This window comes from Dickeya undicola, from assembly GCF_000784735.1.
GTDB lineage: Bacteria > Pseudomonadota > Gammaproteobacteria > Enterobacterales > Enterobacteriaceae > Dickeya > Dickeya undicola.
The window spans coordinates 37,735-52,356 of the sequence record NZ_JSYG01000019.1; the positions used below are offsets into that span (position 1 = coordinate 37,735).

The 14,622-nt window shown below is 54.0% G+C and carries 14 protein-coding genes; 9 read left to right on the top strand and 5 right to left on the bottom strand.

What is annotated here, in order from left to right:
* Nucleotides 1-46: 46 nt before the first annotated feature.
* The 5 genes from murC to lpxC all read left to right on the top strand — a co-directional run bounded on the left by murC (nucleotide 47) and on the right by lpxC (nucleotide 6,017).
* Nucleotides 47-1,507, top strand: a complete 1,461-nt coding sequence (murC, locus tag OB87_RS08890) for a UDP-N-acetylmuramate--L-alanine ligase (RefSeq protein ID WP_033569092.1) — start codon at nucleotides 47-49, stop codon at nucleotides 1,505-1,507.
* 164 nt (nucleotides 1,508-1,671) lie between these two features.
* The gene (gene ftsQ, locus OB87_RS08895) at nucleotides 1,672-2,526 is read left to right on the top strand and encodes a cell division protein FtsQ (RefSeq protein WP_033569093.1); all 855 of its coding nucleotides are present in this window, start codon (nucleotides 1,672-1,674) and stop codon (nucleotides 2,524-2,526) included.
* Nucleotides 2,523-3,779, top strand: a complete 1,257-nt coding sequence (gene ftsA / locus OB87_RS08900; RefSeq protein WP_012768377.1) for a cell division protein FtsA — start codon at nucleotides 2,523-2,525, stop codon at nucleotides 3,777-3,779. Before ftsQ ends, ftsA begins: the two co-directional genes overlap by 4 nt.
* A gap of 74 nt (nucleotides 3,780-3,853) precedes the next feature.
* A complete protein-coding gene (gene ftsZ / locus OB87_RS08905; RefSeq protein WP_033569094.1) occupies nucleotides 3,854-5,005 on the top strand; it encodes a cell division protein FtsZ in 1,152 nt (383 codons plus the stop codon).
* A gap of 94 nt (nucleotides 5,006-5,099) precedes the next feature.
* Nucleotides 5,100-6,017: a UDP-3-O-acyl-N-acetylglucosamine deacetylase gene (lpxC, locus tag OB87_RS08910; protein WP_033569095.1), complete on the top strand. Its 918-nt coding sequence runs from the start codon at nucleotides 5,100-5,102 to the stop codon at nucleotides 6,015-6,017.
* A gap of 17 nt (nucleotides 6,018-6,034) precedes the next feature.
* On the opposite strand, the gene OB87_RS08915 is transcribed toward lpxC, so the two are convergent.
* Nucleotides 6,035-6,556: a DUF721 domain-containing protein gene (locus OB87_RS08915; protein WP_033569096.1), complete on the bottom strand. Its 522-nt coding sequence runs from the start codon at nucleotides 6,554-6,556 to the stop codon at nucleotides 6,035-6,037.
* A 27-nt stretch (nucleotides 6,557-6,583) separates the two neighbouring features.
* On the opposite strand from OB87_RS08915, the gene secM reads away from it, so the two are divergent.
* From secM to mutT, 3 genes are all read left to right on the top strand, one after another.
* Nucleotides 6,584-7,084 carry a secA translation cis-regulator SecM gene (secM, locus tag OB87_RS08920; RefSeq protein ID WP_033569097.1) on the top strand — a complete coding sequence of 167 codons (501 nt, stop codon included), beginning with the start codon at nucleotides 6,584-6,586 and terminating at the stop codon, nucleotides 7,082-7,084.
* A 97-nt stretch (nucleotides 7,085-7,181) separates the two neighbouring features.
* Entirely contained in the window at nucleotides 7,182-9,875 is a 2,694-nt protein-coding gene (secA, locus tag OB87_RS08925) for a preprotein translocase subunit SecA (protein ID WP_033569098.1), read from the top strand.
* A gap of 70 nt (nucleotides 9,876-9,945) precedes the next feature.
* Complete coding sequence (gene mutT / locus OB87_RS08930; RefSeq protein ID WP_081977374.1) at nucleotides 9,946-10,347, top strand: 8-oxo-dGTP diphosphatase MutT; 402 nt, start codon at nucleotides 9,946-9,948, stop codon at nucleotides 10,345-10,347.
* A gap of 121 nt (nucleotides 10,348-10,468) precedes the next feature.
* Here the strand turns inward: mutT and yacG are convergent, their stop codons facing one another.
* From yacG to coaE, 3 genes are read right to left on the bottom strand one after another with little or no spacing between them, the layout of a single operon-like run.
* Nucleotides 10,469-10,654, bottom strand: coding sequence for a DNA gyrase inhibitor YacG (gene yacG, locus OB87_RS08935; RefSeq protein ID WP_033569100.1), 186 nt, complete (start codon nucleotides 10,652-10,654; stop codon nucleotides 10,469-10,471).
* A 42-nt stretch (nucleotides 10,655-10,696) separates the two neighbouring features.
* The gene (gene zapD, locus OB87_RS08940; protein ID WP_033569101.1) at nucleotides 10,697-11,446 is read right to left on the bottom strand and encodes a cell division protein ZapD; all 750 of its coding nucleotides are present in this window, start codon (nucleotides 11,444-11,446) and stop codon (nucleotides 10,697-10,699) included.
* The gene (gene coaE, locus OB87_RS08945) at nucleotides 11,439-12,065 is read right to left on the bottom strand and encodes a dephospho-CoA kinase (protein ID WP_033569102.1); all 627 of its coding nucleotides are present in this window, start codon (nucleotides 12,063-12,065) and stop codon (nucleotides 11,439-11,441) included. Before coaE ends, zapD begins: the two co-directional genes overlap by 8 nt.
* Nucleotides 12,066-12,230: 165 nt before the next feature.
* Here coaE and OB87_RS08950 point away from each other — a divergent pair, with 165 nt between their 5' ends.
* A complete protein-coding gene (locus OB87_RS08950; RefSeq protein ID WP_033569103.1) occupies nucleotides 12,231-13,271 on the top strand; it encodes a GMP reductase in 1,041 nt (346 codons plus the stop codon).
* Nucleotides 13,272-13,415: 144 nt separating this feature from the next.
* On the opposite strand, the gene hofC is transcribed toward OB87_RS08950, so the two are convergent.
* On the bottom strand, nucleotides 13,416-14,621 hold the full coding sequence (gene hofC, locus OB87_RS08955; RefSeq protein ID WP_033569104.1) for a protein transport protein HofC: 1,206 nt from the start codon (nucleotides 14,619-14,621) through the stop codon (nucleotides 13,416-13,418).
* Nucleotide 14,622 lies beyond the last annotated feature (1 nt).

A 14,622-nucleotide genomic window follows, 5' to 3' on the forward strand; every position in this document is an offset into this window, starting at 1 on the left:
AATGGCTGGCAATAGCCAGCGTTGATGTAGGTTGCGATAGAAGATAGTGAATACTCAAGAACTGGCGAAACTGCGTTCAATCGTGCCCGAGATGCACCGCGTCCGGCACATCCATTTTGTTGGCATCGGTGGTGCTGGCATGGGCGGTATCGCCGAAGTCCTGGCTAACGAGGGCTATCAGATCAGCGGGTCTGATCTGGCACCTAACGCCGTGACGCAGCAATTGACCGATCTGGGTGCCCAGATTTATTTCCACCATCGCCCGGAAAATGTGAATGAGGCGAGTGTAGTGGTGGTGTCCAGCGCGATTGCAGCGGACAACCCGGAGATTATCGCGGCACATGAGGCCCGTATTCCGGTGATTCGCCGGGCAGAAATGCTGGCAGAATTGATGCGCTTTCGTCATGGCATCGCCATCGCCGGGACACATGGCAAGACCACGACCACGGCGATGGTGACCAGTATCTACGCCGAAGCGGGGCTGGACCCGACGTTCGTCAACGGCGGGCTGGTCAAAGCGGCCGGCACGCACGCCCGCCTGGGGTCGAGCCGTTACCTGATTGCGGAAGCGGACGAGAGTGATGCGTCGTTCCTGCATTTGCAGCCGATGGTGGCGATTGTGACCAACATCGAAGCCGACCATATGGACACGTATCAGGGGGATTTTGAGAACCTCAAGCAGACGTTCATCAACTTCCTGCACAACCTGCCGTTTTATGGCCATGCGGTGATGTGCCTGGATGATGCGGTGATTCGGGAGCTGTTGCCAAAAGTGGGGCGTCACATCACCACTTATGGTTTCAGCGACGATGCGGATGTACGGGTGGCTGACTACCGGCAGGTCGGGGCGCAGGGGCTGTTTACGCTCGCGCGTCAGGGCAAACCGTTGCTGAATGTGACGCTGAACGCGCCGGGTCGCCACAATGCGCTGAATGCAGCGGCGGCGGTTGCGGTGGCGACGGAAGAAGGCATTGATGACGATGCGATTCTGCGTGCGCTGGCGCGCTTTCAGGGGACTGGGCGTCGCTTTGATTTCCTGGGCGAATTCCCGCTACAGCCGGTCAACGGTAAAAGCGGCAGCGCCATGCTGGTGGATGATTATGGACATCACCCAACGGAAGTGGACGCTACCATCAAGGCAGCGCGCGCTGGCTGGCCGGATAAACGCCTGGTGATGATTTTTCAGCCGCATCGTTATACCCGCACGCGGGATCTGTACGATGACTTCGCGCATGTGCTGTCCCAGGTGGATGTGCTGCTGATGCTGGATGTGTACCCGGCTGGCGAAGCGCCGATTCCGGGAGCGGACAGCCGGTCGCTGTGTCGCACCATTCGCGGGCGCGGCAAAATCGACCCGATCATGGTGCCGGATGTGGAAGCGTTGCCTGAATTGCTGGCTCAGGCACTGCAGGGTGATGATCTGGTGCTGGTTCAGGGGGCTGGCAACATTGGCAAACTGGCGCGTCGGCTGGCGGAAAATCGTCTGCAGGCGAAGGGCAAAGACTGAGAACAGGATGACTGAGCACGTGATGATAGAAATGACGCGTACCCATACTGACTGCGACGATACCGGCCTGGGGCCGGTTGCGGTTCGGTGCGCCGACGTTTCGCGCTCAGTCCAGACAAACAACGGTTACCGCCGCGTATCCGCTGTGGAGTTGGCTGATTAGTATGTCGCAGGCGGCGTTGAATACACGCGGACGTGAGCAGGAAAAAGGCACACGACGCAGCAATGGCGGTCAATTGGCGGGAATTTTTTTCCTGCTGATGGTGGTCGGCACCATTCTGTGGGGAAGCTGGATGGTGCTGGGCTGGATGAAAGATGCCAGTCGCCTGCCGCTGTCCCGGCTGGTGGTGACTGGCGAGCGACACTACACCACCAATGACGATATTCGCCAGGCGATTTTGTCGTTGGGATCGCCGGGGACGTTCATGACGCAGGATGTGAATGTCATCCAGCAGCAGATTGAACGACTGCCCTGGATTAAACAGGCCAGTGTACGTAAGCAATGGCCGGACGAATTAAAGATTCATCTGGTTGAATATGTTCCGTTTGCGCGCTGGAATGACCAGCTTATGGTTGACAGTGAAGGTAACACTTTCAGCGTGCCTGCTGAGCGTATCGGCAACCAAAAGATGCCGATGTTGTACGGCCCAGAGGGCGGTGAAGAAGACGTGCTGGAAGGGTATCGCGAGATGAACCAGATACTGTCGGCAGGTAAGTTCACGGTGAAGATGGTGGCGATGACTGCGCGCCATTCATGGCAGGTTGGGCTGGACGATGATATCCGTCTCGATTTGGGACGTGATGACCGAAGTCGGCGTCTGGCGCGTTTTCTGGAGCTGTATCCGTTGGTGCAACGGCAGGCTCAGAATGAAAACAAGCGGGTTAACTATGTGGACCTGCGGTATGACACCGGCGCTGCGGTAGGGTGGAGCCCGGCATTTATTGATCAGCAAAAAGACATTGATCAGCAAAAGAACGGTAATCGGCAACAAAATCAGGCACAGGCTAAACAGCAATGATCAAGTCGACGGACAGAAAACTGGTAGTTGGGCTGGAAATCGGTACAGCAAAAGTGGCTGCACTGGTAGGTGAAGTTCTGCCTGATGGCATGATCAATATCATCGGTGTGGGAAGCTGCCCGTCACGGGGCATGGATAAAGGCGGTGTTAACGATCTGGAATCGGTGGTCAAGTGCGTTCAGCGTGCCATCGATCAGGCCGAGCTGATGGCTGATTGCCAGATTTCATCCGTGTATCTGGCGTTGTCCGGTAAGCACATCAGCTGCCAGAACGAGATCGGCATGGTGCCTATCTCCGAAGAAGAAGTTACGCAGGACGATGTAGAAAGCGTGGTGCATACGGCCAAGTCTGTCCGGGTCCGTGATGAGCACCGTATTTTGCATGTGATCCCGCAGGAATACGCCATCGATTATCAGGAAGGGATTAAAAACCCGGTTGGATTATCTGGTGTGCGGATGCAAGCCAAAGTGCACCTGATCACCTGTCATAACGACATGGCGAAGAACATTGTTAAAGCGGTGGAGCGTTGCGGTCTGAAGGTGGATCAACTGATTTTCGCCGGGTTGGCATCGAGTTATGCAGTACTGACCGAAGACGAACGTGAACTGGGCGTGTGCGTAGTGGATATCGGCGGCGGCACCATGGATATGGCGGTGTATACCGGCGGCGCGCTGCGTCACACAAAAGTGATTCCTTATGCTGGTAACGTAGTCACCAGCGATATAGCCTATGCGTTTGGCACGCCGCCTACGGATGCGGAAGCGATCAAGGTACGTTACGGCTGTGCGCTCGGTTCCATCGTCAGCAAAGATGAAACCGTAGAAGTGCCGAGCGTCGGTGGCCGTCCGCCGCGTAGTCTGCAACGTCAGACACTGGCGGAGGTGATTGAGCCTCGCTATACCGAGTTATTGAACCTGGTGAATGACGAGCTGTTGCAGTTACAGGAACAACTGCGCCAGCAAGGCGTGAAGCATCACCTGGCGGCTGGCATTGTGCTGACCGGCGGTGCGGCGCAAATTGACGGTCTGGCGGCCTGTGCGCAGCGTGTTTTCCACACGCAGGTACGCATCGGTCAGCCGTTGAATATCACCGGATTAACGGATTATGCGCAGGAGCCCTATTACTCGACAGCGGTTGGGCTGCTGCATTACGGCAAAGAGTCTCATCTGAGTGGCGAACACGAAGTTGAGAAACGCACCTCAGTCAGCAACTGGTTTAAACGCCTGAACAGCTGGCTGAGAAAAGAATTTTGACGGTTATCAAAAGAGATCATTTAGCACGACTTTTTTGATCTTGAAGTAACACAGGCACAAGACGGAGAGAAACTATGTTTGAACCAATGGAGTTAACCAACGACGCGGTGATTAAAGTCATCGGCGTCGGTGGTGGCGGCGGTAACGCTGTCGAACACATGGTGCGTGAACGCATCGAAGGTGTTGAATTCTTTGCGGTTAACACTGATGCGCAGGCACTGCGCAAAACAGCGGTCGGCCAGACTATCCAGATCGGTAGCGGTATTACCAAAGGTCTGGGTGCAGGCGCTAACCCTGAAGTGGGCCGCAATTCCGCTGAGGAAGATCGTGAAGCACTGCGCTCTGCACTGGAAGGTGCGGACATGGTGTTCATCGCAGCCGGTATGGGCGGTGGCACGGGCACCGGTGCGGCACCAGTGGTGGCGGAAGTCGCCAAGGATCTGGGTATCCTGACGGTTGCCGTAGTGACCAAGCCGTTTAATTTTGAAGGCAAAAAACGCATGGCGTTTGCTGAGCAGGGAATCGCGGAGCTGTCCAAGCACGTGGATTCGCTGATCACCATCCCTAACGATAAGTTGTTGAAAGTGCTGGGTCGTGGTATCTCCCTGCTGGACGCGTTCGGCGCGGCGAACGACGTGTTGAAAGGTGCGGTACAGGGGATCGCCGAGCTGATTACCCGTCCGGGTCTGATGAACGTCGACTTTGCTGACGTGCGTACCGTTATGTCCGAAATGGGTTACGCCATGATGGGGTCTGGCGTGGCTCGCGGTGAAGACCGTGCGGAAGAAGCGGCGGAAATGGCTATCTCCAGCCCGCTGCTGGAAGATATCGACCTTTCCGGTGCGCGTGGTGTGTTGGTTAACATCACTGCTGGTTTCGATCTGCGTCTGGATGAATTTGAGACTGTTGGTAATACCATTCGCGCATTTGCATCCGATAATGCAACGGTAGTGATTGGTACGTCGCTGGATCCGGAAATGAACGACGAACTGCGAGTGACCGTGGTCGCGACTGGTATCGGCATGGACAAACGTCCGGAAATTACGCTGGTTACCAACAAACAGAGCAGCCAGCCGGTTATGGACCACCGCTATCAACAACATGGTATGACGCCGCTGACGCAGGAAAAACCTGCCGCTAAAGTGGTGAATGACCAGAGTGTGCAGACCAATAAAGAGCCGGATTATCTCGATATTCCTGCTTTCCTGCGTAAGCAGGCTGACTAAGGTTAGGTTGGAATCTCCGCTCTTTGTGCTAAACTGTGCCGCCGGTCTTGGTTTAAACTAAGGCCGTAGGTTCAGATGAATGCGAGATAATACGATGATCAAACAACGTACATTAAAACGTATCGTACAGGCGACAGGGGTCGGTCTTCATACCGGCAAGAAAGTCACCCTGACTATGCGTCCTGCACCGGCGAACACCGGGGTCATCTATCGTCGTACTGACTTGAATCCACCGGTTGATTTTCCGGCTGATGCCAAATCCGTACGTGATACTATGCTCTGTACTTGCCTGGTTAATGAGCATGACGTGCGTATTTCGACGGTGGAGCATCTGAATGCGGCCCTGGCGGGGTTAGGCATCGACAACATCGTTGTTGAGGTTGATGCACCTGAAATTCCGATCATGGATGGCAGCGCGAGTCCGTTTGTCTACCTGTTGCTGGATGCTGGTATCGAAGAACTGAACTGTGCCAAGAAGTTCGTTCGACTCAAACAGCCAGTACGTGTAGAAGACGGCGACAAATGGGCAGAATTAAAGCCATTCAATGGTTTTAGCCTCGATTTCACCATCGACTTCAATCATCCGGTGATTGATTCTGGTTCACAGCGCTTCAAGCTGAATTTCTCCGCTGATGCGTTTGTTCGCCAGATAAGCCGTGCGCGCACCTTTGGGTTTATGCGTGATATCGAGTATCTGCAATCCCGCGGCCTGTGCCTGGGCGGCAGTCTCGATAGTGCGATCGTGGTGGATGATTACCGTGTGCTGAATGAAGACGGCCTGCGTTTTGATGATGAGTTCGTGCGCCACAAAATGCTGGACGCGATCGGTGACTTGTTCATGTGTGGTCACAATATCATTGGCGCGTTCACGGCGTTCAAATCTGGCCATGCGTTGAACAACAAGCTGCTGAAGGCTGTGCTGGCTAAACAGGAAGCGTGGGAATTCGTGACCTTTGAAGATGAAGCGGAAATGCCGCTGGCTTTCAAAGCGCCGTCAACCGTTCTGGCCTGATTCCGCAATACATGACATCATGACGACTGGTTTTCGCTGGTATTCTCTCCGGCCAGCGAAGCCAGTCGTTTTAGTATTTTCTGTAGTCGTTCCGGACTTTGCTCCGCCAGTCCCTTCAATATTTCCGCACTCTGCACACTGAGAATTCGTGTTGTTGTCACAGTCGTTTCATCTGTCAGCGCAATAGTATGGGTTTTCTCATTTTCATGCATTTTTGCGGCTAGCGCTGGATTAATCCTGATGTCGATTGCTGCCAATGATGGTAGTATTTGTGCGCGCAAAGCGGAAAGCAGGGCAGGTTGTTCATAACGTAACCGCATCAGCCAGTTGGCGCTGGCAGTTTCCAGCACTAGCAGACCATGACGATAGTTGGCTACTCGGCAGTATGAACGTAGCGCTGTTGGTAATAAGGCGTGCACCGCCCGATTGAGTTTTAACAGTGCGAGCGCTCGTTGTTGAATATCATGCAGCGGGCCTGACCCGGTTTGCGATGCGCCATCGAAAAATGACTCCAGTGATTGTGGACGGTTATCACGCATAACGCAGGCTCCGACGGAAAGAAACTTGTGATTGGTATTTTAAATCGTTGGCGACAATTTGGCAGACGTTATTTTTGGCCTCACCTGCTACTGGGGATGGTCGCGGCGACGCTCGGCCTGCCTGCCAACTTCACCGAATCCCGCGAGGCTTCTACTGCACCCAATTCCGCATCGGCAATCAGTCGTCCGAGCGTATCTTATTTTAATCTCACCGATCTGGCGGCTTTAAAAGATTCTCGTCGCCGTTCGCTGTTCAGTAATGATTTCTGGCATCAGCATGCCATCCGTACGGTGATTCGTCATCTGTCGTTTGCTTTTACACCACCTGTTACTGTGGTTGAGGCAACAGAGGCTTCCCGATTACATCATCAGGTATTGCTGGAGACGCTGAATGCGTTGCTGACGCGCGAAGCGACACCACACATTTTTGCCCTCGCTGATCGGGTGCCGACTCATTTTTCACCTTCCCATCATACCGGCCTGTGGCTAGCGCAGGTGCAGGGCATTCGTGCCGGGCCGCTAGCCTGACGTCGATAGTGTGCTGCTCTATGGCATGTAGCCGTAGATTCCTTTTCTGATGTCGTGCCAGCATCGATGGACTGGCATTGTTGAGATTAAAATTACTATGTTAATCAAGTTATTGACCAAAGTTTTCGGTAGCCGTAATGACCGTGCGTTGCGCCGTATGCGCAAAATTGTGGATGTGATCAATCGCCTCGAACCGGATATGGAAAAACTTTCCGATGATGAGCTGAAGGCGAAAACTCAGGCGTTTCGTGACCGTATCAAGAAGGGTGAAACGCTGGAGTCGCTGTTGCCGGAAGCCTTCGCGGTGGTGCGTGAAGCCAGTAAGCGAGTGTTTGGGATGCGCCACTTCGATGTACAGCTGATTGGCGGTATGGTGTTGAACGAGCGCTGCATCGCGGAAATGCGTACCGGTGAAGGTAAAACCCTGACGGCAACTCTACCGGCGTACCTTAATGCGCTGACCGGTCGAGGCGTGCATGTGGTGACCGTCAACGATTATCTGGCTCAGCGTGACGCCGAAAATAACCGCCCGTTGTTTGAATTCCTGGGGCTGACCGTCGGCATTAACCTGCCGGGTATGCCTGCACCGGCCAAGCGCGAAGCCTACGCTGCCGATATTACCTACGGCACGAACAACGAGTACGGTTTTGATTACCTGCGCGACAACATGGCATTCAGCCCGGAAGAGCGCGTGCAGCGCACACTGTATTACGCACTGGTGGATGAAGTGGACTCCATCTTGATCGATGAAGCGCGGACTCCGCTTATTATCTCTGGTCCGGCGGAAGACAGCTCCGAGCTTTATATGCGGGTGAATAAAATTATTCCGCATCTGATCCGTCAGGAGAAAGAGGATTCGGATACTTTCCACGGTGAAGGCCACTTCTCGGTGGATGAGAAAGCGCGTCAGGTTAACCTGACTGAACGCGGTCTGGTTAAAATTGAAGAGTTGTTGGTGCAGGGCGGTATCATGGAAGAGGGCGAGTCACTGTATTCGCCTGCCAACATCATGCTGATGCACCACGTGACGGCAGCACTGCGTGCGCATGTGCTGTTTACCCGCGATGTCGACTACATTGTGAAAGACGACGAAGTCATTATCGTTGATGAACATACCGGTCGTACCATGCAGGGGCGTCGCTGGTCCGATGGTTTGCACCAGGCGGTGGAAGCCAAGGAAAACGTCAAGATCAACAATGAAAACCAGACACTGGCCTCGATCACGTTCCAGAACTACTTCCGTATCTATGAAAAACTGGCCGGGATGACTGGTACGGCAGACACCGAAGCGTTCGAATTTAGCTCGATTTATAAGTTAGACACTATCGTCGTGCCAACCAACCGCCCAATGATCCGTAAAGATCTACCGGATTTGGTGTACATGACCGAGCAGGAAAAAATCGGCGCTATCATTGAAGATATCAGAGAGCGTACCGCCAAAGGGCAGCCGGTGCTGGTGGGGACCATTTCCATCGAAAAATCCGAAGTGGTATCACATGCGCTGACCAAAGCTGGTATCAAGCACAATGTATTGAACGCCAAGTTCCACGCGATGGAAGCGGATATCGTGGCGCAGGCCGGGCGTTCAGGTGCGGTGACCATCGCTACCAACATGGCGGGCCGTGGTACTGATATCGTGCTGGGCGGTAGCTGGCAGGCAGAAGTGGCCCAACAGGAAAATCCAGACGAAGCCCAAATCGCCGCTATTAAAGCTGAATGGCAGCAACGCCATGATGAGGTGCTGGCTGCGGGTGGTCTGCACATTATCGGCACCGAGCGCCATGAATCCCGCCGTATCGACAACCAGTTGCGCGGTCGTTCTGGCCGTCAGGGTGACCCAGGTTCTTCCCGTTTCTACCTGTCGATGGAAGATGCGCTGATGCGTATTTTTGCCTCGGATCGCGTTTCTAATATGATGCGCAAACTGGGGATGAAAGAAGGCGAAGCGATTGAGCATCCGTGGGTAACCAAGGCGATCGCCAACGCACAGCGCAAGGTGGAAAACCGCAACTTTGATATTCGTAAACAGTTGCTTGAGTACGATGATGTGGCTAATGACCAGCGTCGCGCTATCTATACTCAGCGCAACGAGCTGCTGGATGTGTCTGATATCAGCGAAACCATCAACAGCATTCGTGAAGACGTGTTTAAGGTCACCATTGATGCTCATATTCCGCCGCAGTCTCTGGAGGAAATGTGGGATGTTCCGGGACTGGAACAGCGTTTGAAAAATGACTTTGATCTCGAACTGCCGATCGCCGAATGGCTGGACAAGGAGCCGGATCTGCACGAAGAGACACTGCGTGAACGTATCTACGCGCAGGCGGTGGAAGTGTATGGTCGTAAGGAAGAAGTGGTTGGCAGCGATGTCATGCGTAACTTCGAGAAAGGCGTGATGCTGCAAACGCTGGATTCGCTGTGGAAAGAACATCTGGCGGCGATGGACTATCTGCGTCAGGGGATTCATCTGCGCGGGTATGCGCAGAAAGATCCGAAGCAAGAATACAAGCGCGAGTCGTTCGCCATGTTTGCTGCTATGCTGGAAGGCCTCAAATATGAAGTGATCAGCACCCTGAGTAAGGTTCAGGTGCGGATGCCGGAAGAAATCGAAGCACTGGAACAGCAGCGCCGTGAAGAAGCCGAGCGTCTGGCCCGTCAGCAGCAGTTGAGCCATCAGGATGAAGCCGCAACCGGTTCACCTTATGCCGATCGCAAGGTCGGCCGTAACGACCCATGCCCATGCGGCTCTGGCAAAAAATATAAGCAGTGCCACGGTCGTTTGCAGAAGTAAGGCCGATAGCGTAGCGATATATCAAAATAAAAGGCGGTCATTGACCGCCTTTTCACTGGTTGAAAGGATCATGATGCAAAAAACTTTATCTGTGGCGGTGGGGATAATCCGGAATCCGCAGCGAAAGTTCTTCATCGCCTGCCGTCCGGCTGGGGTGCACATGGCCGGTAAATGGGAGTTTCCCGGCGGCAAGGTCGAAGAAGGCGAAACGCCGGAGCAGGCGCTGGTGCGAGAACTGCATGAAGAAGCGGGGATTGAGGTGATCAATCCACAGCCGCTAGACAGCAAAACGTTTTCGGCGGGCGAACGCCTGATTACGCTGCACTTCTTCCTGGTGGAGCAGTGGCGCGGCGAGCCGTATGGACGAGAAGGCCAACCCTCGCGCTGGCTGACCGCTGACGAGCTGGATGAAACAGAATTTCCGCCTGCAAACGTCGAGATGATTCGTCGCTTGAAGGCGGATATCGCCTAAGTTTTAGCCGAAGTTCGCTGTGTTGTCGGCGATTCATGTGCTGAGGCCTGCATGAATCGCGGTACGGAATGGCAATGAATACCGAACGAGTAGCGAATGTCGAATGAGTAGCGATGCCGGACTAGTGCTGTGTTTCGCTCCAGGCATCGCTGTCGGATACATCTTCCGCGCTGGGAATACGTTTTTCCTCGTCGGCCCATTCCCCCAAATCGATCAACTGGCAACGTTTGCTACAAAACGGCCGATAAGGGCTAATTTCGCTCCATTCCACCGGTTTGGTGCAGGTGGGGCATTTTACAACGGTCATCTTGTTATCCTCGGTACGGTTATCTTCGGGAAACGCTCTTGCTTAGCAGCAAGCCAGTTCGAATGCCAGTCGTGCAGGCGTTTGCCCATCGCTATCCAGCGGCAGGAAGCGGATAGCGTAACGGCTCTTGTGACCAGATATTTGCGGATAGATCTGATGCTCAAGACCAATCCGTAAACGTAACAGATCGGCGTCGGTTGCATTATCCTGATAGAAACCATTAAGGCTGGTTTGTTCCTTGAAAGCACCGGCATGGCGGATCAATTCCAGTATGCTGTCGAGCGAGCGTTTTAACGGCGATACACTGTCCAGCCAGATGCGGGTCTGCCACTGTTTTTGTTCTGGCAACTGATGTAACCAGATATGCAGTGTGGGCAGGTCAAAACTGCAACATCCGCCCGGCAGGCTCAGGCGCTGCCGAACCATACCGATCAACTTGTCTTCACGCAACCCTTGCCCCATGCGCGGAGCGGCAATCAATTCGGCAGACAGATTGCGTAACTTCTGACGCAGCGTGTTAATGCGCTCAATGTCTGCTTCCGGCAGTTCGCCCCACTGCGCCAGTTTTTGTTGCTGGCGTTCCAGTTCTTTCAGCAGGTCGGGGCGGGCATCCCCGCGTTCGAGAATATCCAGCAACTCCGCTACCGCGCGGAAGAAGGTCAGGGCAACGCCAATATCCTTCAACGCATGGTTGTCGTACATTTGTTGCAGTAAAAACTCCAGGCGTAGCCAGGTACGCATTTTTTCATTCAGCGGATATTCAAAAAGAACTGTTGAGGAAACGTCACTCATTATGGGTCGTCCTGTCAGTTGCGGATGTAGCCAGCGTCAGATAATGCTGATGCAGAGCGGCAATCCGCGGAGCGAGTACGCTCGGATTGCTATTATTATCGATAATATCATCGGCGCAGGCTAACCGCTGTTCACGGCTGGCCTGCGACGCCAGAATGTTTTGCGCCTGGGCGCGGGAAACGCCATCCCGGACCATGGTGCGTTGCAATTGCGTCTCCAGGGGAACATCCACCACCAGAATACGCTGTGCCTGCCCTTGAAGCTGGTTTTCCACCAGCAGAGGAACTACCCACAACGCATACGGGGTGGTAACAGCCGCCAATTGACGCTGAGTTTCCTGATGGATCAACGGATGCAGCAAGGCACTGAGCCAGCGTTTGTCTTCTGGATTAGAAAAAATGCGCTCTCGCAGGGCGCTTCGGTTCAGCGCGCCGTCTGGCTGTAATATCTCACGGCCAAAATATTCAACAATGGCTGCCAGAGCAGGCTGCCCAGGAGACACCACCTGGCGGGCGATGACGTCCGCATCAACAATAGTGGCACCTAGTGTTTCAAAGCCCTGAGCAACCGTACTTTTTCCGCTGCCTATACCGCCTGTCAGCGCGACGATGTATGCCATGGTAATCAACTGGAAATGGCTGGGTAAATTTACCGGATTCTAGCCCAAATCGAGGGAAAATCGCAGTCTTGCCGCCGGATTATTCGGGCGTATGATCATTATGAATTGGTGCCTATCGCCTGTTCCTCCCTTGACCATTATTCTCACTTCATCAGGTCGTTTATCATGCGTATTGAAGAAGATATCAAGTTGGGTTTTAAAGATGTGCTTATTCGCCCCAAACGTTCTACGTTGAAAAGCCGGGCAGACGTGGAGTTGACGCGTGAGTTTGCCTTTTTACATGCCGGTGGTGACTGGTCCGGTGTGCCGATTATTGCAGCCAACATGGACACGGTGGGGACGTTCGAGATGGCGCGGGTACTGGCGTCATTTGAGCTGCTGACCGCCGTGCACAAGCACTATTCGGTAACTGAGTGGAGGCAGTTCATTGAGACTACACCGGCTACCGTTTTACGTCATGTAATGGTATCGAGCGGCACGTCTGATGGTGATTTCGAGAAAATGACGCAAATTCTGGCGTTATCACCGGCCTTGAAGTTTATCTGTATTGATGTGGCTAACGGATATTCGGAGCATTTCGTCAATTTTGTGCAGAAAGCGCGCGAAGTCTTTCCGGACAAAGTGATTTGTGCCGGTAACGTGGTAACCGGGGAAATGGTGGAAGAGCTGCTATTGTCAGGGGCAGATATTGTCAAAGTAGGTATTGGCCCCGGCTCTGTCTGTACTACGCGGGTGAAAACCGGCGTGGGTTATCCGCAGTTATCGGCGGTTATCGAGTGCGCTGATGCCGCACATGGTCTGGGCGGGCAGATTGTCAGCGATGGCGGCTGTAGTGTGCCAGGCGATGTCGCCAAAGCCTTTGGCGGCGGTGCAGACTTCGTGATGCTGGGTGGGTTACTGGCGGCCCATGAAGAGAGCGGTGGCGATATCATTGAGGAAGATGGCCGCAAAATGATGCTGTTTTACGGCATGAGTTCCGCTTCCGCAATGGAGCGGCATGTTGGTGGCGTTGCCGATTATCGTGCCGCGGAAGGCAAAACGGTGCGTTTGCCGTTTCGCGGCCCGGTAGAACACACTGTGCGCGATATTCTCGGCGGGTTGCGTTCCGCCTGCACTTACGTGGGTGCCGCACGGCTGAAAGAGCTGACCAAACGCACTACTTTTATTCGGGTTGCCGAGCAGGAAAACCGGGTGTTTAACGGCTGATACCTGCTGATATACCTCAACTATGCGAGTCGTAGAGAAGCCAACACGTCAGCAACTGTGGAACAGGGTAAATGCCTGAAACATAGTCAGTGATTGAAACATAGTCAGTGCCTGAAACATGATGAGTGTATGTACTGGTGGGGTTCAGGCACCTGCCAGTACATTCCCTAACTGGAAAATCGGCAGATACATGGCGATAACCAGTGTTCCCACCAGCCCGCCGACGATGACCAGCAACAGCGGTTCCAACGTTTGTGTCAGCGTGTCCGCAAATTGCCGGGTATGGTTCTCATACCAGCCTGCCAGCCGGGCGAATAGCTGATCCAGCGCGCCGGTTTCCTCCCCGACGCTGACGAGTTGATGGCAAGGGGCAGGATAGAGCCAGGGATCGTCATGGATAGCTTGTCCGAGCGGAATGCCCTGTTCAAGCTGACTTTTGATTTCAGTGAGCGATTGCTGATAAACCGGGTTACTCAGTGTTGCGGCGGCATTTAGGCCGGAAGGTAGCGTTAATCCTGCCTGCTGCGTCATTGCCAGCGTATGAAAAATTTGACTCAGGCAATGGCCCCGTACCAGTGTGGATAGCAACGGCAGCCTCAACAGTAGCCGCTGCTCCCGCTTTTGCCATTCCACTTTTTGTCGGCGTATCTGCCGATAACTCAGTAATATCACCACGGGAAGCGTGACGAGCAACGTGCCGTGATGACTCAGCGTATCCGATAAGCCCAGCATCATGCGGGTCAGCCAGGGGAGTGGCGCATCAAAGGAGGCGTACAGCCCGGCGAATTCCGGTAAGACCAGCGTTAACATCAGCAGTGCAACGAGTAGCCCGACTGTAATTACAAAGGCCGGATAGCGTAGGGCTTTGACCACCTTCCCGGTGAGCTGGCGCTGGTTTTCCTGATAGTTTGCCAGCCGTGCGCAACAGTCATCCAGTTTACCGGTCAGTTCGCCGACCGCGACCAGAGAACTACACATTACCGGGAAGACGGCGGGATAATCGGCTAATACTTCTGATAATGCTCGCCCCTGAGACACCTGCAAACGGATTTCCTGCAACAGGCAGCGCCAGCCTGCCTTTTCGTGCTGACGGCCCAACAGGTCCAATGCATCCAGCAATGGCAACCCGGCCTGTAGCAACGTCGCCAGTTGCCGGATGATGATGGATAGCTGAGGGCCACGCCAGTAATGCGATGTCAGGTATTGCCCGGTTTTAAGGCGCAACGGTTGGTAGCCGATTTCCAGCAGATACTGGTAAATTTCATCTCGGTTAGTGCCGATTCGCTCACCGGTGCAGAATTCGCCATCACCGCGAAGCGCTTGCCAGTAATAGAGTTTTTGTACCGTCATC

Bases quoted from the DNA above. Each gene is read 5' to 3' on its own strand.
- ftsQ (WP_033569093.1), top strand. From the start codon at position 1,672: ATGTCGCAGGCGGCGTTGAATACACGCGGACGTGAGCAGGAAAAAGGC.
- ftsA (WP_012768377.1), top strand. From the start codon at position 2,523: ATGATCAAGTCGACGGACAGAAAACTGGTAGTTGGGCTGGAAATCGGT.
- ftsZ (WP_033569094.1), top strand. From the start codon at position 3,854: ATGTTTGAACCAATGGAGTTAACCAACGACGCGGTGATTAAAGTCATC.
- lpxC (WP_033569095.1), top strand. From the start codon at position 5,100: ATGATCAAACAACGTACATTAAAACGTATCGTACAGGCGACAGGGGTC.
- OB87_RS08915 (WP_033569096.1), bottom strand. From the start codon at position 6,556: ATGCGTGATAACCGTCCACAATCACTGGAGTCATTTTTCGATGGCGCA.
- secA (WP_033569098.1), top strand. From the start codon at position 7,182: ATGTTAATCAAGTTATTGACCAAAGTTTTCGGTAGCCGTAATGACCGT.
- mutT (WP_081977374.1), top strand. From the start codon at position 9,946: ATGATGCAAAAAACTTTATCTGTGGCGGTGGGGATAATCCGGAATCCG.
- yacG (WP_033569100.1), bottom strand. From the start codon at position 10,654: ATGACCGTTGTAAAATGCCCCACCTGCACCAAACCGGTGGAATGGAGC.
- zapD (WP_033569101.1), bottom strand. From the start codon at position 11,446: ATGAGTGACGTTTCCTCAACAGTTCTTTTTGAATATCCGCTGAATGAA.
- coaE (WP_033569102.1), bottom strand. From the start codon at position 12,065: ATGGCATACATCGTCGCGCTGACAGGCGGTATAGGCAGCGGAAAAAGT.
- OB87_RS08950 (WP_033569103.1), top strand. From the start codon at position 12,231: ATGCGTATTGAAGAAGATATCAAGTTGGGTTTTAAAGATGTGCTTATT.
- hofC (WP_033569104.1), bottom strand. From the start codon at position 14,621: ATGACGGTACAAAAACTCTATTACTGGCAAGCGCTTCGCGGTGATGGC.